The sequence below is a fragment of the Opitutales bacterium genome, from assembly GCA_013215165.1.
Lineage (GTDB): Bacteria > Verrucomicrobiota > Verrucomicrobiia > Opitutales > JABSRG01 > JABSRG01.
Map to the genome: position 1 here is coordinate 1 of JABSRG010000050.1, position 23,257 is coordinate 23,257.

Annotated in this window: 22 protein-coding genes; 15 read left to right on the top strand and 7 right to left on the bottom strand. The window is 51.8% G+C overall.

What is annotated here, in order from left to right; genetic code table 11:
- Positions 1–78 precede the first annotated feature (78 nt).
- Positions 79–1,371, bottom strand: coding sequence for a divalent metal cation transporter (locus HRU10_11300; GenBank protein NRA27817.1), 1,293 nt, complete (start codon positions 1,369–1,371; stop codon positions 79–81).
- A gap of 156 nt (positions 1,372–1,527) precedes the next feature.
- On the opposite strand from HRU10_11300, the gene HRU10_11305 reads away from it, so the two are divergent.
- From HRU10_11305 to HRU10_11335, 7 genes are read left to right on the top strand one after another with little or no spacing between them, the layout of a single operon-like run.
- Positions 1,528–2,421 (top strand): site-specific DNA-methyltransferase, encoded by an 894-nt coding sequence (locus HRU10_11305; protein NRA27818.1) that lies wholly within the window; start codon positions 1,528–1,530, stop codon positions 2,419–2,421.
- Entirely contained in the window at positions 2,342–2,899 is a 558-nt protein-coding gene (locus HRU10_11310) for a hypothetical protein (GenBank protein ID NRA27819.1), read from the top strand. Before HRU10_11305 ends, HRU10_11310 begins: the two co-directional genes overlap by 80 nt.
- 26 nt (positions 2,900–2,925) lie before the next feature.
- Entirely contained in the window at positions 2,926–4,392 is a 1,467-nt protein-coding gene (locus HRU10_11315; protein NRA27820.1) for an FAD-binding protein, read from the top strand.
- Between the two features lie 30 nt (positions 4,393–4,422).
- Positions 4,423–5,220 (top strand): LysM peptidoglycan-binding domain-containing protein, encoded by a 798-nt coding sequence (locus HRU10_11320; protein ID NRA27821.1) that lies wholly within the window; start codon positions 4,423–4,425, stop codon positions 5,218–5,220.
- Between the two features lie 4 nt (positions 5,221–5,224).
- Positions 5,225–6,316 (top strand): DNA replication and repair protein RecF, encoded by a 1,092-nt coding sequence (gene recF / locus HRU10_11325; GenBank protein NRA27822.1) that lies wholly within the window; start codon positions 5,225–5,227, stop codon positions 6,314–6,316.
- A 56-nt stretch (positions 6,317–6,372) separates the two neighbouring features.
- Entirely contained in the window at positions 6,373–6,954 is a 582-nt protein-coding gene (locus HRU10_11330) for a hypothetical protein (protein ID NRA27823.1), read from the top strand.
- Between the two features lie 34 nt (positions 6,955–6,988).
- Entirely contained in the window at positions 6,989–8,308 is a 1,320-nt protein-coding gene (locus HRU10_11335) for a hypothetical protein (protein NRA27824.1), read from the top strand.
- 141 nt (positions 8,309–8,449) lie between these two features.
- On the opposite strand, the gene HRU10_11340 is transcribed toward HRU10_11335, so the two are convergent.
- On the bottom strand, positions 8,450–9,013 hold the full coding sequence (locus HRU10_11340; protein NRA27825.1) for a DNA-3-methyladenine glycosylase I: 564 nt from the start codon (positions 9,011–9,013) through the stop codon (positions 8,450–8,452).
- A gap of 116 nt (positions 9,014–9,129) precedes the next feature.
- On the opposite strand from HRU10_11340, the gene HRU10_11345 reads away from it, so the two are divergent.
- Positions 9,130–10,068: an RluA family pseudouridine synthase gene (locus HRU10_11345; GenBank protein NRA27826.1), complete on the top strand. Its 939-nt coding sequence runs from the start codon at positions 9,130–9,132 to the stop codon at positions 10,066–10,068.
- A gap of 163 nt (positions 10,069–10,231) precedes the next feature.
- Here the strand turns inward: HRU10_11345 and HRU10_11350 are convergent, their stop codons facing one another.
- Positions 10,232–11,374, bottom strand: coding sequence for a beta-lactamase family protein (locus HRU10_11350; protein NRA27827.1), 1,143 nt, complete (start codon positions 11,372–11,374; stop codon positions 10,232–10,234).
- 157 nt (positions 11,375–11,531) lie between these two features.
- Here HRU10_11350 and HRU10_11355 point away from each other — a divergent pair, with 157 nt between their 5' ends.
- The 4 genes from HRU10_11355 (at position 11,532) to HRU10_11370 (ending at position 15,401) form a co-directional block, all read left to right on the top strand.
- Positions 11,532–12,098: an ATP-binding protein gene (locus tag HRU10_11355; protein ID NRA27828.1), complete on the top strand. Its 567-nt coding sequence runs from the start codon at positions 11,532–11,534 to the stop codon at positions 12,096–12,098.
- A gap of 243 nt (positions 12,099–12,341) precedes the next feature.
- Positions 12,342–12,917 carry a DJ-1/PfpI family protein gene (locus tag HRU10_11360; protein NRA27829.1) on the top strand — a complete coding sequence of 192 codons (576 nt, stop codon included), beginning with the start codon at positions 12,342–12,344 and terminating at the stop codon, positions 12,915–12,917.
- Between the two features lie 27 nt (positions 12,918–12,944).
- Entirely contained in the window at positions 12,945–14,339 is a 1,395-nt protein-coding gene (locus HRU10_11365; protein ID NRA27830.1) for an FAD-dependent oxidoreductase, read from the top strand.
- Positions 14,340–14,342: 3 nt separating this feature from the next.
- Positions 14,343–15,401 carry a M20/M25/M40 family metallo-hydrolase gene (locus tag HRU10_11370; protein ID NRA27831.1) on the top strand — a complete coding sequence of 353 codons (1,059 nt, stop codon included), beginning with the start codon at positions 14,343–14,345 and terminating at the stop codon, positions 15,399–15,401.
- 6 nt (positions 15,402–15,407) lie between these two features.
- On the opposite strand, the gene HRU10_11375 is transcribed toward HRU10_11370, so the two are convergent.
- The 4 genes from HRU10_11375 to HRU10_11390 all read right to left on the bottom strand — a co-directional run bounded on the left by HRU10_11375 (position 15,408) and on the right by HRU10_11390 (position 19,532).
- Positions 15,408–15,554: a hypothetical protein gene (locus HRU10_11375; protein NRA27832.1), complete on the bottom strand. Its 147-nt coding sequence runs from the start codon at positions 15,552–15,554 to the stop codon at positions 15,408–15,410.
- Between the two features lie 11 nt (positions 15,555–15,565).
- Complete coding sequence (locus tag HRU10_11380) at positions 15,566–17,419, bottom strand: hypothetical protein (protein ID NRA27833.1); 1,854 nt, start codon at positions 17,417–17,419, stop codon at positions 15,566–15,568.
- 64 nt (positions 17,420–17,483) lie between these two features.
- Positions 17,484–17,834, bottom strand: a complete 351-nt coding sequence (locus HRU10_11385) for a hypothetical protein (GenBank protein ID NRA27834.1) — start codon at positions 17,832–17,834, stop codon at positions 17,484–17,486.
- A gap of 69 nt (positions 17,835–17,903) precedes the next feature.
- Positions 17,904–19,532, bottom strand: coding sequence for an ABC transporter ATP-binding protein/permease (locus tag HRU10_11390; protein ID NRA27835.1), 1,629 nt, complete (start codon positions 19,530–19,532; stop codon positions 17,904–17,906).
- A 123-nt stretch (positions 19,533–19,655) separates the two neighbouring features.
- Between HRU10_11390 and HRU10_11395 the strand changes: the two genes are divergently transcribed.
- The 3 genes from HRU10_11395 (at position 19,656) to HRU10_11405 (ending at position 23,218) form a co-directional block, all read left to right on the top strand.
- Positions 19,656–20,285 carry a hypothetical protein gene (locus tag HRU10_11395; protein NRA27836.1) on the top strand — a complete coding sequence of 210 codons (630 nt, stop codon included), beginning with the start codon at positions 19,656–19,658 and terminating at the stop codon, positions 20,283–20,285.
- Between the two features lie 109 nt (positions 20,286–20,394).
- Positions 20,395–21,081: a hypothetical protein gene (locus HRU10_11400; protein NRA27837.1), complete on the top strand. Its 687-nt coding sequence runs from the start codon at positions 20,395–20,397 to the stop codon at positions 21,079–21,081.
- A 94-nt stretch (positions 21,082–21,175) separates the two neighbouring features.
- Positions 21,176–23,218, top strand: coding sequence for a hypothetical protein (locus HRU10_11405; GenBank protein NRA27838.1), 2,043 nt, complete (start codon positions 21,176–21,178; stop codon positions 23,216–23,218).
- Positions 23,219–23,257: the final 39 nt, after the last annotated feature.

Sequence of the window (23,257 nt, forward strand, 5' to 3'; positions counted from 1 at the left end):
TCCACAAATTAACCAGAAGACAAATCACCCAACAACGAATCAAAACTGACAACCGGAAATCAGGACTTCACATACGATTCACACCGGATGGATCCAACGGCTGTAGATATATACTACGCTAAATACCGTCAGAAAAATCAACCCTGCCCAGCTGAGTAACCAGGAAGCTTTGCTGGGCCGCGTGGCCTCAGTCATCTGTTTACCAAAGACAACCCAGTGATTAAGAGCCGCAAAGAAGGGGGCTGTGAGGAAGGCGAGCACCGTCACGATATCGACGAGCCGGGTCAGGCTACTGGGATCGTTGCTAGCCATAAAGATAATGATAGCCCCAGCCACAGTGCCGATGACTAGCCAGATATTATGCGAAGGCCTCTTCTCTAGTTTGATACCCGGAAAGAGCGTCAACAGTCCCTCAGACAAACAGCGTGTGTAGCCATCGATCACCGTAATGGTTGTAGAAAACATCGCCGTGAACGCAGCAAAGGAGATAATCGGATGAATCCAGCCGCCCAAGTGCGTCGTGTAGAGCTCGGTTAGCTGGTTGGTAAAGCCAACGTTACTTGCGGCAAACTCAGTCCCGCTACCAAACATCACGAGTGCCCCGAGCGATACAAACACTACGGCGAGCACCATCGTTAGGATGTAACCGATGTTGAAATCGACCATAGCCTCACGCTTGGTCATGGGCTGGTTATCGTCCCGCTGCTTAGCTTGCACCCAAAGCGATTGCATGACCGATACTTCAATCGGTGCCGGCATCCAGCCGAGTAAGGCGATAATGAAGCCAAAACCTACCAAAGTCCAAGGATTCGGGCCCTCAAACTCTGGCGCTGCCACCGGTCCGTGCACAAGGGCTGCTCCGAAGGCAAACAAGGTCGCCACAGCGAGCAAGATCATGATGTATTTCACGATATCGTTTAGCAAATGATAGTGCCCGGCGATGAGCATCGTCGCACAAAAGATCATGATTCCCAAGCTCCAGCCCTCAATGGTGCCCCACTGCCCGACCATACCCCAAGCCAATGCGCCCGTTACATAAGACACTGCACCAATACTGCCGATTCCTGTCACGGTGCAGACGATTTGAAACAGCGCCAATTGCCCCTTGCCCAAACCACGATAGCCATCGATGAGCGATTTCCCAGTCGAGGCCGTAAACCAATGGCCAAATTTAAAGGCTGGGTATTTCAAAATATTCACAAGAACCACCAGCCACACCAACGCGAAACCGTAATGCGCTCCAGCTCGCGTGGACTGCATGATGTGGGATACACCGATCGCCGCACCCGCCATACAGAGGCCTGGACCGATGAATTTCCAGATACTACGCTTCTCCGTATCGTTGCTCAGTGACTCTCCAGTAACAGACATGCCCCAAGCGATGGTGGGCCCGCTTCATCATTTCAATCTGAAATGTCATCGAAACAGTCTCCTATTTGCTTTAAATGCCTGATCAGGTTTGCTCAGGTATTTATTGCCCTAATAACCACGACTCGACAGCGTATTTCTAAAGCCACAGATTTTCGGATGAATCAGCCTTTTTTCACTACCTCCCGCGGTGCTCTTTTCGACACAGACTGTCTTGAGATCTTACGTGGTTTGAAATCTGGCGTCGTTGATACCATTTTCGCTGATCCCCCCTTCAACATAGGTAAAGACTACAAGAATGGATATAATGACCGAGTTTCCCAAAGTGAATATATGAAGTGGTGCCGAGAGTGGATTGAACAGTGTTGCCGAGTGATCAAGCCAGGTGGTGCTTTTTTCCTCGACGCCACTCCAGAATTGGCGGTTCAATTTTCACCAATCATGGGAGAAAGTTTGAATTTTCGGCACTGGATTTCTGTAACGATGAAGGGGACCTTCCCGCGAGGGAAAAAATTATATCCAGCTCACTATGCGCTGCTCTATTACACACGCGGTGTACCGCGTGTATTCAACAAGCTCAGACTCCCGATTGAGACTTGTAGACACTGTGGCAAGGAAATTCGTGATTATGGAGGACACCGGAACAAAATGAATCCCGAAGGTGTGAACCTTTCAAATGTCTGGACCGATACTTCCCCAAATCGACACCGTAAATTTAAAGTCCGATCTGGAGTGAATGAACTCAAGCTGATCATTCCCGAAAGGGCAATTCTGATATCTACCGAACCCGGTGATTTAGTTTTTGATCCGTTCGGAGGAGGAGGTTCTACTTTCCAGGCAGCTGAGAAACACAATAGAAATTGGGTCGGGACCGAGCTCTACGACTCCGCACATATTCGAAAACGAATTGAAGAAGAGTTTAGCTTTTCAGCAACACTAGAACCCGAGTTCGATACTACTGATTTATTCATCCATGAAGATAAGCAAAATCAAGTTTTACGGAGGGTCGAGAGAGAAGGTATGTCGGCTAGGACTGGCACATATATTTCTTGAACTTCAAGAAATTCTAATTTCCACCGATATCCGCGTACTAGACAAGAAGCAGGCGAATAGTGCTGGCGTCGTTCGTGAGATGATCGACGCCAAATTCGATAAGCACATGGAGTGGGTTCAGTCGAAGAGCGGTGACATTGATTGGATCAAGCGATTCCGCTACAATCAGACGATCGTATCTCGAATCGGAGTGGAGGTTCAAGTTTCTGGCCGCAGCGACCTCCTTGCAAGAGACATAGTCCACACCAGGAATAACCTTCAGGATAGCCACATTGATGTTGGAGTAATTGTCATTCCTTCAGACGATTTTGAGTATCGTCTCACTGACAGAGTAGCAAACTATTCCTACGCTGTCCGCTATGTTGAAAAAGAGCTTCGCGAGGCTCAAACTTATCCGATTGTTCTGATCGCTGTGGAACATGATGGATTCTCTGAGGCTGCTTTGCCGAAGAAGAGAACTAATAAAGGAAAAGGCTAACTAAGTAGCGGACTTAATGCACTACCATGTGTGAGTCATCTTGGACAATGATGATCGATGCTTTGCGCGCTGCTTGCCCCCAACTAGAGATCGTCTTGGATGACGTATCTCGCTACCGCGCATCCATGGACAACCTCCGCATCTCGAGTATGCCAGAGGCCGTCTTAAAGCCAAACAACGGCGCCGAAATTCAAAGCGTCCTTAAGCTAGCCAACGAGCACCGCATTCCCATCACCCCCCGAGGAGCCGGATCGGCGACTACCGGGGCGAGCTGCCCAATTGAGGGGGGCTGGGTGCTCGATATGTCTGCTTGGGATGATATCCGCATCGATCCCACCGCCATGATCGCTTACGCCGGACCGGGTGCCGCGGTCGAAGCGATCGACGCGGAAGCGCGTAAACATGGTCTCATGTTTCCACCCGACCCAGGCTCGAAAAAATACTGCACAATCGGCGGAGCAATTGCCTGTAATGCGGGCGGAATGCGCGGGGCAAAATACGGAGTCACCCGCGACTATGTGCTCGGACTCGAAGGATTTCTACCCACCGGAGAAGCCGTCAAATGGGGGGGCGACCTCCGCAAATATGTATCGGGTTACAACATCAAGGACCTCTGGATTGGCTCTGAGGGCACGTTGGGGGTCATCACCCAGACTGCGTTGCGTCTGATACCCGCTCCCCCATTCACCCGCTCCATCGTGGTGCCTTATGCGGATGAAATGGCCGCACTCGATACCGTCCGCGACATTCTCGATGCGCAGATCGTACCGGCGTGTTTAGAATTTTTAGATCGTCAGTCGATTGAATGTGCCCACCAGTTTTGGAGCAAACTCGCGCACAGCCCCGACGCCAAGGAACTGGCAAAGCGTGTACCCCGGTCGCCCATTCTTTTGCTGCAAATTGATGGTGATGCCCATGCGCTGGAAGATCAGTTCAACCGTCTCAGACCCATTCTTGCCGCGCGCGCTTCCGGGACGCTCTGGCCCTCGGAAAATGAGGATGAGGAAGCTGCTCTCTGGAAAATTCGCCGCGCCTGCTCCCAAGCCATGTTTCAGGCAGGTGACACGAAGCTGAATGAAGACGTAGTGGTCCCGCTTGCAGCCCAAAAGGCGTTGATCGCATACACATTAGAGCTCAAAGCAACTATTGGACTCGCCACACCGACCTTTGGTCACGCAGCGGACGGAAACTTTCACGTGCACATCATGTACGACCGCGGCGACCCTGATCAAAAAGCTCGCGCCCAGGACGGGATTCAGCGCTTGATGCATAAAATCATCGAATTAGGCGGAGTCATTACCGGAGAGCACGGTGTTGGCCTCGCAAAGAGCCCATTCCTAAAGATCCAGCACAACCCTGCCGAATTGGCCATCATGCAAGCTGTCAAAAAAACTTTCGACCCCAATAATATCCTGAATCCCGGAAAGTTTTTTGAACAATTTGAGATCTGGGAGCATCCTCGTGAAGAAGTCCGTATGCCTTGGGACCATTGACCACCACTCATTCATTTTCCAAATACCATCATGCCTGCATCTCTATTTCGTCTCTCCACCGCACTCTGCTGCCTAATCCTTTGGGCGGGCTGCTCTGGTATTGAACACGGACCCATCAATGAAACCGACGAAGCCAATTATCAACGCGGCAAGCAAATGCTCGATCAAGGCCGGCCTGAGGAAGCCATGGCAGCCTTTATGCGTGTTCTAGATAAACGCGATGTGGCCCCTGAGTCGCATTTCGAAATTGGCGAAATTTTCCTGAACACGGTAAAGGATCCAGTCCAGGCGATTTATCACTATAACAAGTTTCTTGAACAGGCACCGACTGCCAGCATTGCGCCTCGTGTGGAAGATCGGAGAGACACAGCAAAGAAACTCTTCCTTCAGCAACTTGAGGGCCCCGACGTTTTCAATTCGAGCGACCGTGTCGACTTGCTCGACTTGCTCGATACATTCAAGCACGAGAACAAGGAGCTAAAACAGGAACTCTTCAATCTACGTAAGCAACATACTCAGCTCTCTCAGACAATTGCTGAACTTCAAGGGCAACCGGTCGCCACAGACGCAGCTCAGGCCGCATCTGGCCAGGCGGCAGCAGATTTTTGGGCAGCGCCGCGTCCCACCTCTGGGGTAACTGCCGAGCCTGAGCCAGAAACACCTCAAGCCGGAGGGACCTACGTGGTTCAGTCGGGAGATACACTGACTCGGATTGCTATGAAGGTCTATGGTAGCCAATCGCGCTACATGGATATCTATAACGCCAATCGAGATCGCCTGAGTAATCCATCCGCCCTCCGCGTCGGACAAGAGCTACGCCTGCCATAAGCTGATGCATCTCGAAGCGATTCGCCTATTAAATTTTCGTAATATCGAGTCAGCAGAACTCGCGTGCGGCCATCCGCGCATTTTCCTCGAAGGCCCCAATGGACAGGGCAAAACTAATTTACTTGAAGCAGTCAGCCTCTTTGGATCCCTCCGTTCTTTCCGCACCTCTCAGCGCCATGCCCTCATACGTAATGGAGAAAACGAGGCTGCGATCTATGCGATGTGGAACCATGAACAACAAGGCCAGACGAGCGCCTTGATTCGGATGACTCAAAAAAAGCGCTCGGTCGCCATCGACGACCAGCCGGTAGCGCGCATGTCCGACTTCATTGGCCGGTTCAACTCGGTCACCATGGCATCACACGATATTCAGATAATTCGTGGTGGCCCCAGTGAACGGCGACGGTTTTTAGACAATCTCCTGGTCTCGACTGACGCGGTCTACATGCAAGCCCACCAAAAGTGCCAACTGGCATTGGCCGAGCGTAATAAACTCCTCAAGCTCGGCAAAGATGGTGCCCAAATGAAGGCTTTTGACGCCGTTTGGGTCCCTTCAGCATGGACACTGATGCAAAAACGAGCCGAAGCCATTTCAGCCCTGAGCCAGGTGGTCGCTGATGTATATAAAGTCATTGCCCAGGGCAAAGAAGAGCCGGGATTAGTCTATGCGCCCAACGCCAACATCGAAACGCGTTCATTTTGGGAAATGTGTGTCAGCGAATCCCTACAACGCGACCAGATTGTAGGCTCTACCCAACGGGGGCCCCATCGAGATGATCTCAAAATACTGATTAACGACAACCCTGCCGACCAGCAGGCGTCCGAAGGTCAGCAACGGGCGCTTGTCCTTGCTTTACGGTTTGCCGAGATGCAATGGATTCTAGCGCAGACCGGACGCCAACCTATTCTGCTCGCCGACGATATCTTAACCGAACTTGATCCAACACGGCGCAATCAGTTTTGGAAACTCCTGGGCGCCATGCCTCAGCTCCAAATTATCGCAACCGGCACTCAGTTTCCTGAATCCGAGGACAGAGAGAAATGGCAGGCCTTCGAGGTCAAAGAGGGAAACTATACTGCCATGGTGATACAGTGATATCGATTTTCTAAAATCTCTCTCCATATCTTAAAGACACGCGCGACCTTTGAAGCGTGGTGCTGAAAAAAACAATAACCATCGTAGCCATATCTTTTTGGGTCTGCGGCTTGAGCGCGGTGATGATCCAAACTGTCGGCAAGCACTACTTACCTATGCCCGCCGCTTTTGAAGCGAGCACCATACCCATAAAAGCGGCACCAGATTCTGACACGTTTCACATTCTACACTTCCTCAGTCCCCACTGCGGATGCTCTCTGACGGCAGCAGAATACCTAAAAGAACGCCTACCACAGCCAGACCAAACTGAGCGCATAATCATCGCTGGCCAAGATCCCAGGATAGACGCCTTGTTTGAGGGGACAGACTGGGCGATTGAATCCTGGGATGCGGACGAAGTGGAAGCGACCTATGGTGTAAGTGCTGGACCGTGGCTTATGATCGCAGACGCGAGCGGCGCTGTGCGTTATAGTGGAGGGTATGCGGCAACGCCCGTACGAAGCTCATCAGACTTTCAAGACTTAACGCTCCTCAACGAAGTAAAGGAAAACCATCAGCCCGACACCCTTCCCGCATTTGGATGCGCTACCTCTACACGACTACAAAGCCAGCTCACCTTCATTCCCATCAACATGTAAAACGGACCCCAAAGGCCACACACATCTGCCAATTATGATTTCTGCTTTCGAGAAAAACCATTACCAGCGCGTCCATCGTGCGCTCCTTATATTACTTTGGCTACATGTGCCCGTTTTTGCCGGCATCACCTATTTCTTCAAAACAAGCCCGATTGAAGCATTTGCCCTTGGACTCGCCATCAGTATTGGCCCCACAATCGCATTTGCGCTCAACAGCAGCGGCCGAATCACCAGCTATCTCATCGCCTTCAGTTTCGCCTGCATGTCCGGACTCCTGATCCACCTAGGACGCGGGATGATCGAAATGCACTTTCACGTCTTTGCCATGCTCGGCGTTCTAATCGCCCTAGCTTGTCCGATCTCTTTGATCATTAACGCTGCCACGATCGCCGTCCACCACGTGGCCTTTTTCTTTCTGCTACCATCCAGCCTTTTCAACTACGAGGCAGCCTTCGGTATTGTGGTTGTCCACGCTCTATTCGTTGTCTTGGAAACCGTGCCAACGACGCTGATCGCATGGAAATTCAACCGTTCGATAAAAGCTCAAGCGATTGTCACCGACCGCCTTGTGGATACTGGAAACAGCCTTTTCGATACCGTCAGCGCACTCAACGATTCTACGAGTGAACTGGCAAAAGGTTCTGATATACAAGTGGAGTCCGTTCAGGAAATCAGCTCAGCCATGGAAGAAATTTCTGGCATGACCAAATCCGGAAGAGAGCGCAGTAGCGAGGCCCGCGATATATCCCAATCCAATAAAAAGGCCTCAGAAGAAGGCTCAGCCAGAATGCGTGAACTGTCTGATGCAATGACTACGCTCAAAGGCTCTCATGAAGCGATTTCCAACATTATCAAAACCATCGATGAAATCGCCTTCAAAACCAACATTCTTGCCCTGAACGCAGCAGTAGAAGCCGCACGAGCTGGCGAGGCAGGCCAAGGGTTTGCCGTAGATGCAGATGAAGTCCGCACCCTAGCTCAATCTTGTGCCCAAGCCGCTCAGAAAACTTCTGTGCTGATCGGAGAAGCACTCAAAAACGGCGACAACGGCTTCAACATAGCTAGCCAATTGTCGGAAGACCTCATGCGGATCACAGAGGATTCAGAACGTGCATTTGGCTACGTCTCAGAGATTGCTACCAGCTGTGACCAACAGGTAGAGGGCGTCAATCAGGTAGCTGAATCAGTCAGCGAAGTAGATAAGATTACCAGCGATCGCAACGCCACAACAGAGTCCATAAGAAATGTAGCGACTACACTCCACGGACAGGCCGAAGAGATCGCTGGTATGGTGCATGAAATTGACGCGCTGATGAAGATCCGGTCTAGTTCAAAGAGTAAGACGAAAAAATAAATTCAGTCGGTGGGATTCACAGGACGGACCAGCCATCCGTTCCAAAATAAATACGATCTAACTCTCAAAAACGGTAGGGATGTTTTGCCTAAAAGTCAGACCCCCGGGGGTGGATTTATCCATTTCTCTGAATAGAAACTATCACTCCGCTTCACTTCGCTTCCAGCAGCTCTCCAAATGGTCGTCCACAAGTCCAACCGCCTGCATATAGGCATACATAATCGTCGTTCCCACAAAGGTCATCCCGCGTTTTTTGAGATCCTTAGATAAGGCATCACTGATCGGCGTGGAGACCGGGACTTCCTCAAAATCCTTCCAGTGATTGATGATGGGCTCCCCATCTACAAAACGCCACAAATAGCTATCAAAGCTCCCGAACTCCTCCTGTATTTTCAAAAATATGCGCGCGTTTTGTCGCGTCCCATAAATCTTCAGTCGGTTACGAATAATGTCGGGATTCTGGCGCTGCGCCTCCAGTTCCGCATCCGTCATCTGAGCCACCTTCCCCACATCGAAATGGTAGAAAGCCGCCCGGTAACCCTCGCGTTTTCTGAGCACCGTCTCCCAGCTCAATCCCGCCTGAGCTCCCTCAAGAATTAGCATCTCAAAGAGCGTGCGATCGTCGTGGACCGGCACGCCCCACTCTTCGTCGTGATAAGCGGCATAGAACTCCTTCCCCACACCATTCCCAAAGCAACGCGTCATATTATCAGCCATGGATTCAAGGGGATCATATAAGGGAGAATTGTGGAATTCATTTTCCGTCGAGTGCACATATTCGCGGGCTCGATTTACTCCCCACTTTATGCAAGCTCGCGCTCATGCCAGAATCTTCTGAACAGCGCCGACTTCTAGATTGGTTGCACGATCGCTTCCCAGACTCACCGCTTAAGCGCCTCAAGGGCTGGTTCGCCGATGGTCGCGTCACGCTGGACGGCAAACCCGTGAACAAATTCCACGAGGTCTGTAGCGACCCTGGGGACCGTCTCCAATTGGGAGAGACCGTCAAGAAGACTGACGCCAGCGGTCGTCGAGGAAAGACAACTGACTTCAAGATCCGCGACACACGTCTGCGCTTGGTGCACGTCGATGAGCACCTCCTTGTCGCAGATAAAGAGGCTGGACTCCTCTCAGTGCCTGCCGAGGGCGTGAAAGCCCAATCTGCTCTCGACATTCTGCGTGGAGAAACCCGTCTGCCGATTCAACCCGTCCACCGACTCGACCGTTTCACGAGCGGACTCATTTGTTTTGCTGTCGGCGATGCAGCGCGCTCCGCGCTCATTGAGTCCCTGCGCGCTGGAGAGATTGATCGCCAATATATTGCCTTTGTCGAGGGCACCTTACCCGAGCGCCAAGGCACCTGGGTCAACCATCTTGAACTCGATCACCGCGGCGATCAACAAGTCGCTGGAAAACCGTCTGAAACAAGCACCCGCGCGGTGACCCATTATTGGATATCACAAACCCTCAAACGCGGTCCCGTTGCCGTCTTTTCAAAGCTCAAACTCACACTCGAAACCGGGCTTAAACACCAAATTCGTCTTCAGGCAGCATCCGCAGGCGTTCCATTACTCGGTGATCGAGGTTATCACACAAAGTATATGGATGCCGATGGCCGCCCACTGCACATCCCCATCGACCGGCAAGCTCTCCATGCCTGGCATCTGAGCGTCCCGCATCCGGAAACAGGCGAAACTATAGAGTTCGAAAGTCCACTCGCACGCGACCTGACGCTTCTCCAAAGATGGATGAAGGAATGAATAGATAAACAATCCGCAGATGTAGAAGCGGTTATCTTTTGCCGTTCAAATCGAAGCCAAACCCGCGAGCTAACAGAGCAGCTCAGCCACAAATCAAAACAGACTTCCCAGGGACAAACCCATACGTCCAACCGAACCACGGATACAAACCTCCAATCAAAGATCAGCGGATATACTCAACTAATCGCTGAGTAAACACGTTGCGCTCAGCTGCGCGCTCTGGTGGAAGAGCCCCGTCCCAACTGCTATTGATCACCACGACAACATCACTTTGAAGGTCGATATAGAGCAACTGACCAAAAATTCCCGCGGCAAACACAGCCTGATCGCCGTCGCGAAACCAGAGAGCTCCGTAGCGAGAATTAGCTTCAGTGGGCTCGAACAATGCGTCGAGCGACTGGATGCCTAAAATCGGCTTACCATCGGGCGCGCGACCGTTATCGAGAACCAGACGCCCTAAGCGTAGCAGATCGCGAGGCGTCGCTGCGATGCAACAACCGGCAGTTTCCAGCCCATCCGGCTGATTCAACATCCACCAAGCATCCGATTCCATACCCAACGGTTGCCACAGCCATTCAGAAAGGAGTGTCGACAAGTCTTTACCCGCGGCAGCGGACAAAGCTGCTCCCAACAGATAAATCTCCCCAGTATTATAATTATAGAGCTCCGTCGGCTGAGCAACCTGAGGCAGCGTGCGCATGTGGTGGATGAGCCCGTCCATGCCACCCTTTGCAGTAAACTCTGCCAGACGGCTCACATCGGACTGCGGATCCACGTAGTCCTCATTCCAAGCGACCCCGGAACTCATCCGCATCAAGTCAATTAATCGTGCTTCAGCATAAGCCGAATCTCGCAGCTCCGGCAAAAAGTTAATCAATGGCTCATCCAAACTTGATAACACCTCCAGCTCAACCGCACGCACCAAGAGCAGTCCCAGCATCGACTTCGCTATAGAGAATCCATTCCAGCGCGTCTCAGCGCTGTGTCCCAATCGATACACCTCCGTAAGCAACTCGCCATCACTCCAAACCAAAAGAGCAGTCACCGCATTACGCTCCAAGTAGTCATCTAGAGTAAACAAACTCTCATCATGTGGGTAACTAAAATCCTCTAAAGCAATCGACCCTTCCGGTAACGCCGAGCCATCCTCACCAGCCATGATCGCTCGCACCGGCTTTAGATGATGCATGTTCCGCAACCCGATCGGACGCTGTTCAGGCTCCCAAAAGAGCACATCCGTATCGCCAATCGCATCCAGCACTCCCGCCTCCTCATCGGTGAGAGCAAATAGCTCGAGCACAGGCATTAATGACAATAATAATGCCAATTTAGCCGGGGTGAAAATCTGCTTCATTTGTAATTATTCGCCATTTCTAGAAAGACATACAAGCCCGATAATTTAAATTTTATCACCGGCCACAAACCTCTTGATATCAAATCTTTAGGTGACAATTGGACTCATCATGCCAGCTTCGCAATTAGTCATTATCAACGGAAAGCCCGGTTCAGGAAAAACCACGCTTGCTACTCTGCTTTCACAAAAGCTCTACACGCCACTCCTCAGCCGTGATCAGTTTAAGGAAGGCTACGTGAATTCCCTGGATCGTGGACTTGCCGAATCAGAGAATATAAATCTAACCGTCTATCACGCCTACTTCGAAGTTCTACACCTCGCCCTGGAGAAAGGTTTTTCCCTAGTGATCGAAGCAGCCTTTCAGCACAATCTTTGGGCCCCTCAATTGGAGAGATTGCGCAAGCTTGCCGATATCCGGATCGTATACCTGGAAGTAGACAGCAACACTACGATGCAGCGCCGAATCGCACGCGACAAAACCGACCCTAAATTCGTCTACTACCATAACGATAAGGTAGCCAAAGCTGCAAGAGACGGACAATCCGTTCCGAAGCCTGGCGACCATCAGCCACCACGAACCGATCTACCCATACTCCGTGTGAACGCAACAGATGGTTATGATCCCGACATAGATGAGATGTTGGTCTTTATTCGGGGAATCCCCAATAAAAGCTAAAGCGATTCACTCATAGGGCGACAGTGTTCTTCGCTGTGGATTGATCTTGCGTCTGGAATTCGCCGAAAGTGCCGAGCCGTTGACTACCAAGATTGTATCAGGGATAATTACAGCCAAAAGACTGTATATTACGTATAGAAGTTCTCACTGATACAGGCTGCTGAGATCGAAGTAACACCCCCTAATTCTGCACCATCCGATAATCCCATTGATCTCAGAAAAAGAACGCACTAATGCACGGTCATGTCGCGTTCCTCACCCTCCTGCCTCGCCCTGATTCATCCCGATATGGAGGAGCTCGAACTGGTCGCCCCTGTCGATTTAATGAGGCGGGCTGGCGTGGAAGTGACTACAGCATCTACGGGAGCGTCGTTAGCGACTGGGCGCAATGCACTGACGCTTCAGGCCGATTGCCTATTGGCTGAACAAGTGGGCAAGGAATTTGACCTACTCTTCATTCCGGGAGGTCCGGGAATTAAGGCACTCGTAGAGAATGAGGCGATATTGGAATTGGTGCGCACACAGGCGCAATCGGGCAGATCGATCGCAGCTATCTGCGCGGCACCGACCGTTTTAAAAGCCGCAGGAATATTGAATGGCTGTCCAGTCACGGCACATCCTTCCGTCTGGCCCGATCTAGAAAATGTCCAGAAATCCTCTCCACACGTCGTCTCCGATAAGATCCTCACATCTCAAGGTGCCGGCACTGCAACCAGCTTTGGTCTCGTGCTCGTGGAGCATCTCTGTTCGACCGAAGTTGCTGCTGAAGTCGCCCAGAGTATTTGCTGGCCGTATGCCCTATCCAGTTTTTCGAAATAAGGCCTATAATTCGTTTATCTATCTCTCATGAAACATCACACATTCGTCGTCATCGGTGGAGGTAGCGCTGGCTATGCTGCCGCCAACACTGCGCGCCAATTTACCGACGATGTCGCGATCATCGACAACTCTGAGGAGCTGGGTGGCCTCTGTATCCTCAAAGGCTGCATGCCCTCTAAAACACTCATCTACATGGCCGAGGTCATGCACCTTGCCCAGCACGCAGCGACCTTTGGGATCGAAGTGCCAGAGCCGCGGCCCAACATGAAAAAAGTCCACGAGCGCAAAGTGACGATGATCGACGATTTCAAAAATTATCGTCAAAAAAACCTCCTCGATACCAGCAAATTCACCCTCTATCGCCAACGTGGGGAGTTCATCGACGCGGACACATTCCAGCTTGATGACGGCACGCAGATTACGGCGGATCACTTCGTTGTCTCGACCGGATCGATCATTTCCTCTCCGCCAGTGCCTGGACTCGACTCTGTGCCTCAGCTGCTGAGTGATCATGTGTTAGACCTCGATAACTTACCCGAATCGATGATTGTCCTCGGAGGAGGAATTGTAGCGGCTGAATTGGCTCAATTCCTCAACCGCATGGGCACAGAAGTGACCCTGATCCAACGCAGCGAGTATATCTTAAAACACGCGGGCGCGGAGGCCGCTTCAGTCGTGCAACAAGCCTTCCGGGATGAGGGGATCGCCTTATTCACCGGGACCAAGATCCATGCCATTGAGGAAATCGCAGATCAAGGAATTCGCGTCTCTTTCGAGTCGGGAGGCGAGTCACATGCAGTAGAAGCAAAACATCTGTTTAATGCTCTGGGCCGCGTTCCCAACTCAGCTGGCCTCGGCCTCGATAAGGCGGGAGTCTCTGTTCAAAAAAACGGCCTGATTCAGGCAGACCCCTTTCTGGTTACCACCAATCCTAAAGTCTACGCTGCCGGCGACGTGACTGGCCCCGATGCTGTGGTCCATACGGCGGTCAAACAAGGTGAGACCGCTGCTCTCCACGCCTTCGGACAGACGCCTAAGCCCATGGACTACAGCTGTCCTTTCGACGTCATCTTCACCGACCCACAGATCGGCCGTATCGGCCCTCAGGAACACGAACTCCGCGAACAGGGATATGATGTCATCAGTGCCGATTACCCGTTCGACGACCATGGAAAATCCATTCTCATGGAGGCCAACTATGGCTACGTGAAGATCTGGGCAGATCGGAAAACGGGTAAACTCCTCGCAGCCGAGTGCGTCGGTAAAGACGGAGGCGAACTCGTTCACGCTTTGTCGCTTCCCGTTCAACTCGGTTTGACCTTGAAAGACATCAAGGGAATTTACTGGTATCATCCAACACTATCTGAGATCTGGGAATACCCCATCGACGATCTCTACGATGCCATCTACGACTCTGAATAACCTATGCCTGAAGCACCCGCCTTTCTAACCAATCTCCTCGCAGCTCAGTCGCCCACCGGTCACGAATTTCAAGCACAGGCCGTGCTCGACGCAACCATTGAGCCGATCGCCGATGCCTACGCGCGCGATCGCATGGGAAACCGCACCGCACGGCTCAATCCCACAGGAAATCCCACGCTCATGCTGGCCGGCCATATCGATGAATTAGGCCTGATCGTGAAGCATATCGATTCCCGCGGGTTCCTCTATTTTGATGTACTCGGTGGGCATGATTTGAGTATCATCTCCGGCCGTCGCATCGTGATCCTCACCGAAAATGGACCCGTCAAGGGCGTTACAGGTAAACGTGCCATTCACCTGATGAAGCCGGAGGACCGTAAGAAAGTTCCGCAAATCCATGAGCTTTGGATCGACATCGGCGCAAAGGATGAGGCAGACGCGCTTAGTCGCGTAGCTATCGGCGACCCAGCAGTCTATGATATGGGTTTCGAGATTTTGTATGGATCTATTGCCACTGCGCGCGCGTTCGACGACAAAGTCGGTGCCTACGCTGTGTTCGAAGCCTTCCGCCGCCTGAAAGATTCCGAGAACTTGCAGGCCCAAGTCGTCTCAGTCGGCACGACTCAGGAAGAAATCGGAACCCGCGGTGCCATTACCGCAGCAGAAACGATTCAGCCCGACCTCGGCATCGCCGTCGATGTCGGGCACGGCACCGATCACCCAGACACCGACCCGCGCAAACACAGCAAGCTCAAATTGGGAGGTGGCCCCATCATCGGACGTGGCCCCAATATCAATCCTTTTATGTTCAAGCGCTTAGTAAAAGTAGCAGAAGCGAAAGAAATCCCCTATCAAGTCGAGGCAGAACCACGCCCGACGGGAACCGACGCACGCGCCATTCAGATGGCTGGCCAAGGCGTCGCATCAGCGGTCCTTTCGATTCCCCTGCGCTACATGCATACACCGAGTGAGGTCATCGATCTAGAAGACTTGGAAAACACTGTAAAGCTCCTCGTCGGTTTCGCGGAGTCGCTCAAGGAAGGCGAAAACGGGGTGTGGTGATTTTGGTTACAATAAGCACTCAAAGCCGCGAGCCGGCTGGGTGGCTCGGCTGCAACTTAATTCAGGGCGTCCTGTCTCGGCGGCGACGAAGCGCCGCCCTCCAAGGATTTCTACGACTGGGAGGTATGCTTTGGCATGATCCAGCGCGCTCATGCAATCCGAACCTACTGCTGCGCCCCAGCAATTTGTTGCATCAACCGTGCAGATAGGCGCTCGATGCCAAGGCGACATTGGCTGCTTGCTGGGTAGATGTCCTGAGCAGCAAGAAGCTGGGTGAGGCTAGCCGCGTATTCTTTATCATTTTCGAATTCACTGGCAGCGTTGAGTTTCGCCACAAAAGGGGATGCTCGGGGAGCCACGTCAGCGCGGGCCACATTGAGTTCAACGTCCTTGGGATCGATTGCAGTAGCTTGTATTAGGATTTCCCAGGCTGCGTAAGGATTTCCTTGTGCCACCATCTCTCCAGCCTGCGCCAATAGAACGTCGATGCGCGCCACATTATTGACCACATCTTCGAGTTGCTGACTGCGAGCTGGATCCTGGAGCAAGGCCACTCCCAGCTGTGCACGGTTATCGTAAATCTGCCTGAATGCCCCGCTGGCCAACACGCGGTCAAACTCGACCGTAGCTGTGCTAGCGATGTCCGAACGATTGACCATGTTCAATGAAAACTCCTCGATCCGAGGGTTCAATGGCCAGATCGACGTGGCTCGGGCCAAGCCTGCTTCCGCCTTCTCAAATTCTTGAGCGGCCATCGCCTGACGCGCTGACATCACGGCGAGGTCACTCATGCGTTGGGCCGAGCGCGAGGCTGATAAGATCTGTGCTGAAGAGAAATCTCGGGCACGTGCTTCAAGGGACTCGGCGAGGGCATCTACGCGCTCAAAGTCTTTGAGATCGAAGAGCTGACGTGCCTGTCGGGCATCGCGATAGAACTCATGCAAAGCGACTTTTTTATCTGTATCGAAGAGACGGATCTCCGGCAGATGCTCGCCGAGAAAAAAGGTTTCCTGCAAGCGCTGGAGTGCACCAAAGAGTTCCTCACGACCATACAAGGCCTGGACTGAATCCACACCGATGCGGACATCGTTAATGGCCTCCCGTGCGATGAATTCGAGCGTAGCCACCGTGTGGCTTGCTTCAGCCGTGCCGAGCATATCGGAAATCTCCTCCTGCCCCACTTCGAGCTCTTGCGCGGAGCCTTTGAATATCAATCGATAAAATGCGGATGCCAACATGGCGTGCTCGAAACGACGCTGAGCCATGAAGCCGACGATCTGAGTCTGAAACTGGAGCTTCGCCTGGATTCCGTTGTTCGTCGTCGATGCTTCGAGGGCCTGAATCCTTGTTTCGGTTTCCGCCAGATCCATAGCTCTAAATTGAGCTTCGGTAACCAGTCCACCGGTCTCACCGGTTCCGGCACCACGATTACCGCCTCCTTGGCCACGAGCGCTGCGAGCCTCATCGCGCGCGCGTGCGCGCTGGGCTCGATCGATAAAAGCAGCGCGGTTCGCCACAATCTGCTGCTGAACACGACGCAAGTTCTCGAGCTCGAGCTGAGAAAGACGCCCAGATTCGTGTTCTTGCCTGATGCGCCAGGCGTTGAATACATGATTCGCGACAACCAGGCTATTGCCGCCATCGAGATCAAATGAGGATGCATCAAAGAGCATCTCCCAGATCTCCTGAAGATTATCCCCATTCAGCTCCAGATTATTCACCTGCAAGCGCTGGGATATTTTCTCCATCAATGCGTTATATGCCTCGACGTCACCACTTGGGCGGGGAGCAGCCAGATAACGCTCAAAGCGCGCCCGCATGATGCGATTGTCGCCCATATTGAAGGTCCGTCCCTTCCAATTGAATGAACCCTCTTCAAAATCGATGCTATCGGAATCAGTGTCGAAAACACGGTCCATACCCTCGAGCATTGTATTGCTTTCAAAAGACTGAGGTTGCCCAGAAGTTTGCATTGAAAACGGAGTCCCCGACTGCTCGGATTGAGGTCGCGTCGGCATGGAGCCGTTCGGCATGACTCCCTGTCCAGCAAGTATGCTACTTAACACAAGCAAGGGTAAGCACTTAGTATTTTTCCATTGTCTCGACATAAATCAGCCCTCCTTTGCGTACGACTACTTCAAACACATACCTTTGTCCTACGTGGACATTGGTTCTCAAGTTATCGTGAATAAACACTGGCAGCCGTGGATCCCCTTCATTTGGCCTTACAGACACCAACCGCCCCACGCCTTCTTCAAACTCCAAATGCGCATCGATATTTCCGATTAATGCATAGCGATTGCCCGTTAAATTTCCGGGATTACTCACGTAGGCATCGACCTCGAATTCGGGGAGATTCGACGTTTTACCGCATCCGGACAGAATACATGCCACCAGAAAAGAGAGAGCCGTGAGCTTCAAAAAGTTAAACATTGTGAAGAAGGTGAAATTCCACGGCTGGTTAGGCAATTGATTTATAGAACAGAGCCAGACTTCTCACGATTATTGGATCTGAGTCCTCCGGCAGCCCCACCAAGCCAGGACTAATCCGACGAGCCCTTGCAGAATCAATACTATTAGGGCTGTCTCAGGAGCATGGGTCGCACCGCCATAAGCTTGAAGAACCGTATCATAGTAGCGCGATTCTATCATTGAGCGTATCGTTCCAGACCAGGCCCAGAATGCATTGATCATTGGACGGCAAACCGGCTCCATCCAACCGGGCAGCTCAAGAACAATCCCTGCCAAGGGCAGCTGAAAACCAACGAGGTAAACAGATAACAAAGACGCACGTTCCGGGGAGTTCATTAGAGCAGAGAATCCGAGACACACCCAAGCCATTGAAACCACACTCATGCTCAAAGTGGCTATTTGGATACCCCAATCCCCGGGAAACCCGACAATACCCTTCACAAACACTGCCATCCAAGCGCCTTGGACAACGCTGATCAGGCCGACAAAAACCGCCTTAGAAGCGAGATAGGCTGCCGGGCTCAAGCCACGTAGCCGCTCTTGCTCGTAGACGTTGCGCTCTTCGGCGATCTCGCGCGCGCCATTATTGCTTCCCATCAAGGTCAGCAAAACCACCTGAAATAATACGAGCCCAATCACCAAAGTTCCGATCTGGGTCAGCTCTACTTCATACGCAGCTCGGTTCGCCAAATCCTGGATGGTCACATTCACCCCGACAGGGTCCGGCAGACTCGGCACAGCAGGGAGGCCATTGAATGCGAAGATCACGACCATAATCGGAAACCCAAGCGTGATTGCAAAGATGAGAGCTAAGGCACCGCGATCCCTAAAAAACAATCGCAAACGGCGCGCCAGCAAGGCGAAAAACTGGCTGATCAGGCCAGGACGGCTGGATCGAGCCTGCTTCGATGTTTCCACAGCCGCATCGACATCAGGCGGCGGAGACAGCTCGCGCTTATCACGCCAACATGCATCCCACGCTTCCACTGACTGCTTCTCCAGCGAGTCATATAATTCAAGTGGACTCTCCAATCCAAAGTAGCGCATCATTTCTGGATAGGTGCCATGAAATACCAGATGACCTTGATACAACACCGTGACCGCATCAAATACCGGCAATTGACCCAAATTGTGGATGATGCACGCGAGGGTCTTTCCTTCATTATCTCTAAGATCGCCGAGGAGCTCTAGAATGCGCGACTCCGCATTGGGATCGAGGCCACTGGTTACTTCATCGCAGATAAGGAAGTCCGGATTCGGAGCGAGCTCCATAGCAAGGCCCAGACGACGCAATTGTCCTCCACTCAATCCAGATACGCGATTGTCTCGCTGCGCCTCTAAGCCGACGACCTTTAAAACGTGCTCGAGCTGCGCCTTGCACTGAAGACGATCTCTGACGCAAAGCGACAAGGTCGAACGCAGGGACTCCTCCACGGTTAAAAGCGATTGCGCGACACTGAACTGTGGAGCTAAACCGACCTTACCAATGAGTTCTTGAGTCACCTCGACCGGCCTCCCCCTCAACAAGACTTGGCCATCGCCAGGCATGATCCGCAGCAACGCCTTCATAAGGGTGCTCTTGCCACATCCTGAGGGACCGACAATAGCATGGAGCTTCCCATCCTCGAGACTGACGCTGACGTCAGTTAGCAGGGGCATGGATCGATCTGGAACACGAACAGTGAGAGAATTGCAGGAGAGCACAGGGTCTTTTCGGAATTTTTTGTCTAAGCTTCGCCCAAAAGACTTGGACAAGTCCATGAGTCAGCGCAAGCGTGCGGCATGAAATCCAAGTATGTCCTTACAATCATGCTCTTCTTCCTCTCTGGCATCGGTAGTCATGGGCAGGTGAGCACACGGCACAATGCCCTACCAAATGCTGAAGTCTTTGGCATCGAGGTCGATGGCCGGCAAGCATTCTATGGCCGTGTGCGCGGAATTAACTCCGTTTCGACTCAGAGCTACCTCACACCAGCATTTGCAGTCACAGAGATGGTCATCGATATGATCCACAGTCCCCTGCAACTTAGGATCTACAGCACTACTCCGCTCGACGCAGTGGGCTCCGGGTCGAGTGCCGTCCGGGCCGCTACACAGGATGTCCCTATCAGTAGTGCCGCAGTGGACGGCACATCGTCTGCGGTGAGACGCTTATCCGAGCCAGTTCGTGACCGCCTAGATGCTGTAGGTGACACGACACCGGTTGTGAAAGACTACCCTCTAACTACCCATTCGAAGACCATCGAGTATAAGTTACCAAGTGCAGGCCACGTGGTGGCACTGTTCAGAGAGTTTTCCGAACTTTGGCTCGCTATGCCAGAGGCAGTAGAGGAAGCACGGAGCGCTGATCAAGAGAGTCAGCTCACTGGCCGAATCAGCCCATTATCTCGGGTAATTTTTACCATTGAATAAACCTGTAGCCGCCTAAAGAAAGTCAGAAGAGATCGTTTTTCAAATGCTATCACGCATCCTTTTTTGCATCGCTCTTCTCTCAAGCATCTCCTTGATAAATGGGGAGACTATGAGGGAATTTACCAATTCTCAAGGATCTACGCTGCGAGCTGAGATCTTATCAGTCAACCGAGCCGAGCAGGTCACGTTGAAACGTGATGACGGACGCATTTTCCGCGACCTCCCCATCGATATGTTCAGCAATGCTGACAGAAAGTATATCCGTCAGTGGCAGGCAAACCTCGAAAAGGCACTGAATAATGCGGACATTCAGGCAAATTCTGATTTTACAGTCACCGTTGGGAAGCGTCGAGACGACGATTTCAATAAATACAATGACATCGACGATAGAGTGGTAAAATACGCCCCTAGAGTAAACATTCATAACGACGAAATCAAAGAAACATTCACGGACGTCCGAGGCACCTTGATCATCGTTGGCCAAGAAATACTGAGGAAAAATGAATATGCTGTGCTGTTTCGAGAAGACTTTAAACTAGATCTACCTCCGGGTGAAAAAACGACGTTGTTTAGAACTAAATTTCGAATGGCCTATGATCCCGATTATGGGGGCCAGAATTACAAGGGTTATCTTATCCAAATCAAAAATCGACAGGACAAAATTATCTTCTTGAAAGCTTCAAAAGGTATTTGGGAGGACAATGTAAACAAGTTGTTGAAGGCCAAGAAAGGCTATACCTACGACCGCAAATTTAACCACCAGATCGGGTCGGTTATTCGATTGGCACCTTATTGATTTATTAGTCAGACAGAGACCAGTTCCATAGTCAGGTCATCAAAACATCAATTAAGTTGATCTCACGCTCAGCGCTCAATTCTCTTGGGAACCTATGCCAAGAGCTTTTGTATCGAAAAAGAATTCTTCACTGAGCGATTTATTCACGGGTCTCACCGACCATTGCGAGTTAGAGGCGATGAAAGGCCCATGGGTAAATGGAGCTTTCGTCCATGCGTCGCCTGAATCGATCGCCACCGGAAAAATCTCTGGACTGACTCACAAAGGTAATGCGCGCTGGATGGGCCTGTATCGACGCTCCGTCTTCTGGTTTCAACCCTTCTTTGGCAAAGACGCCTCGGACCAACCTGAAAAAGGAGAAACCATTCTGGTCTTATGGAAGTCCGGAGGCAGCTATAACTTAGCCCTAACACTCAGCCATGGAAGCACGCGAGCCGCCTTCGATACTGCGGGTGACAGTTTCACGCTAATGATTGATCAAGACAAAGGCACGCATGCAGAGTCTGCCGAGCCCGTCTTATTTCTTGCGCGCGGGAAGAATCCTTTCTCGCTGATACGGGGCGCTATGGAGACCTGCTCAAACCGTTTCAAAACCTTCCGCCTACGTGAGGAGAAGACCGCGCCAGAATTTGTCGATTACCTCGGATGGTGCACTTGGGATGCATTCTATAAAGACGTCTCAGAGGCCAAGGTCCTGAAAGGCCTGCGGTCATTTTCGAAAGCAGGCCTGATCCCAGGGTTTATGATCATTGATGATGGTTGGCAAGACGTTGAGAACTTTCGAATGCAGTCTTTTGATGCCAACAAGAAATTCCCAGACGGCTTGGCTCCCATCATTGAAAAAGCAAAAAACATGGGTGTGAACCTAGTCGGAGTGTGGCATACGCTCCAGGGCTATTGGCAAGGAACCGATGCCAAAGGCCCACTCGCCAAAGACTACAGAATTCGTGTCAAGCGCGGTCGAGTAGATCACTTTAAAGGTTGGCCAGAGCAATATGATGCCACCGAGCGAGACATGGTGATCGCCCAAGACATCCACCGCTTTTACCAGGACTACTACACAGAACTGCGCTCGCAGGGTGTCGATATGACCAAGGTCGACAACCAGGGCATGCTCGAGGATTTCTGCGGAAAAACCCAACCGCGGGTTGCCAGTTATCGCGCATATCAGCAGGCGGTTCAAGGAGCCGCTGCTACCCATTTTGAAGGCAACCTGCTTCATTGCATGTGCAATAGCAACGATATCGCCTTCCACTACGCCACCGCATCGGTCTGGCGCAACTCCGATGACTTCTATCCAGACAAGACGATCAGCAAGCAAGGGTGGCACATCCTCTGTAATGGCATGAATGCCTTCTTTTCCCACACGTTCGCTATCCCCGACTGGGACATGTTTCAGAGCTATCATGAAAGCGGTCTTTTTCATGCCGCAGCGCGCGCTATCAGCGGCGGCCCCGTCTACGTCAGTGATAAACCTGGGAAACAGAATTTTGAGTTAATCCGAAAGCTCTGTTTTGATGATGGCACTGCCATTCGGAGCGCAGTTCCAGCCGTTCCCACCGAGGACTGCCTCCTGGTTGACTGCGAACATGAGGCGTTCCCATTCAAACTACAGACCTATCAAGACTCCATTGGTATTCTCGGCGTTTTCCACACCTTGACTCGTAGCGACGATGCAGTGGAGGCTCAAAAGGTGACAGGCTACTGGGGCCTTGACGACCTTTCTGAATACGAAGGCGAAACATGCGCAGTCTATAGCTACAAAAGTGGAAAGATCCAAACGGTCAAAGCCGGAGACAAACACTCTATTACACTCCCCGAACTCGGTTTCGATATTTTAACCGCCTCGCCTATCGAACACCCAGACTCTGGAAACGAAAAACTCGCGGTAGCGCCGATCGGATTGACGAATAAATTGCACCCCTCGGCCTGTATGGATGGCTGGGGTTGGAGCGGTAAAAAAACCTATGGTGTCGCCCTCAAGGGGGGTGGCGAGTTTACCTTCTTCAGTAAATCAAAACCAAAAAGCGTGCGGGTCGACGGTGCAGACACGAAATTTGATTTTGACCTGAAAAAGAAAATGGGCCGAGTCAATGTAGCCTCTGACCAACAGACTCTGCTAGAAATAGGATTTTAGACGATTTGGAGATAATCTCTATCGGTCGATAATGTCGCC

What these genes read in the sequence shown, in the direction of transcription:
- HRU10_11300 (NRA27817.1), bottom strand. Translation starts at nt 1,371, where the DNA reads ATGTCTGTTACTGGAGAGTCACTGAGCAACGATACGGAGAAGCGTAGT.
- HRU10_11305 (NRA27818.1), top strand. Translation starts at nt 1,528, where the DNA reads ATGAATCAGCCTTTTTTCACTACCTCCCGCGGTGCTCTTTTCGACACA.
- HRU10_11310 (NRA27819.1), top strand. Translation starts at nt 2,342, where the DNA reads ATGAAGATAAGCAAAATCAAGTTTTACGGAGGGTCGAGAGAGAAGGTA.
- HRU10_11315 (NRA27820.1), top strand. Translation starts at nt 2,926, where the DNA reads ATGTGTGAGTCATCTTGGACAATGATGATCGATGCTTTGCGCGCTGCT.
- HRU10_11320 (NRA27821.1), top strand. Translation starts at nt 4,423, where the DNA reads ATGCCTGCATCTCTATTTCGTCTCTCCACCGCACTCTGCTGCCTAATC.
- recF (NRA27822.1), top strand. Translation starts at nt 5,225, where the DNA reads ATGCATCTCGAAGCGATTCGCCTATTAAATTTTCGTAATATCGAGTCA.
- HRU10_11335 (NRA27824.1), top strand. Translation starts at nt 6,989, where the DNA reads ATGATTTCTGCTTTCGAGAAAAACCATTACCAGCGCGTCCATCGTGCG.
- HRU10_11340 (NRA27825.1), bottom strand. Translation starts at nt 9,013, where the DNA reads ATGACGCGTTGCTTTGGGAATGGTGTGGGGAAGGAGTTCTATGCCGCT.
- HRU10_11345 (NRA27826.1), top strand. Translation starts at nt 9,130, where the DNA reads ATGCCAGAATCTTCTGAACAGCGCCGACTTCTAGATTGGTTGCACGAT.
- HRU10_11350 (NRA27827.1), bottom strand. Translation starts at nt 11,374, where the DNA reads ATGCCTGTGCTCGAGCTATTTGCTCTCACCGATGAGGAGGCGGGAGTG.
- HRU10_11355 (NRA27828.1), top strand. Translation starts at nt 11,532, where the DNA reads ATGCCAGCTTCGCAATTAGTCATTATCAACGGAAAGCCCGGTTCAGGA.
- HRU10_11360 (NRA27829.1), top strand. Translation starts at nt 12,342, where the DNA reads ATGTCGCGTTCCTCACCCTCCTGCCTCGCCCTGATTCATCCCGATATG.
- HRU10_11365 (NRA27830.1), top strand. Translation starts at nt 12,945, where the DNA reads ATGAAACATCACACATTCGTCGTCATCGGTGGAGGTAGCGCTGGCTAT.
- HRU10_11370 (NRA27831.1), top strand. Translation starts at nt 14,343, where the DNA reads ATGCCTGAAGCACCCGCCTTTCTAACCAATCTCCTCGCAGCTCAGTCG.
- HRU10_11375 (NRA27832.1), bottom strand. Translation starts at nt 15,554, where the DNA reads ATGAGCGCGCTGGATCATGCCAAAGCATACCTCCCAGTCGTAGAAATC.
- HRU10_11380 (NRA27833.1), bottom strand. Translation starts at nt 17,419, where the DNA reads ATGCCGACGCGACCTCAATCCGAGCAGTCGGGGACTCCGTTTTCAATG.
- HRU10_11385 (NRA27834.1), bottom strand. Translation starts at nt 17,834, where the DNA reads ATGTTTAACTTTTTGAAGCTCACGGCTCTCTCTTTTCTGGTGGCATGT.
- HRU10_11390 (NRA27835.1), bottom strand. Translation starts at nt 19,532, where the DNA reads ATGCCCCTGCTAACTGACGTCAGCGTCAGTCTCGAGGATGGGAAGCTC.
- HRU10_11395 (NRA27836.1), top strand. Translation starts at nt 19,656, where the DNA reads ATGAAATCCAAGTATGTCCTTACAATCATGCTCTTCTTCCTCTCTGGC.
- HRU10_11400 (NRA27837.1), top strand. Translation starts at nt 20,395, where the DNA reads ATGAGGGAATTTACCAATTCTCAAGGATCTACGCTGCGAGCTGAGATC.
- HRU10_11405 (NRA27838.1), top strand. Translation starts at nt 21,176, where the DNA reads ATGCCAAGAGCTTTTGTATCGAAAAAGAATTCTTCACTGAGCGATTTA.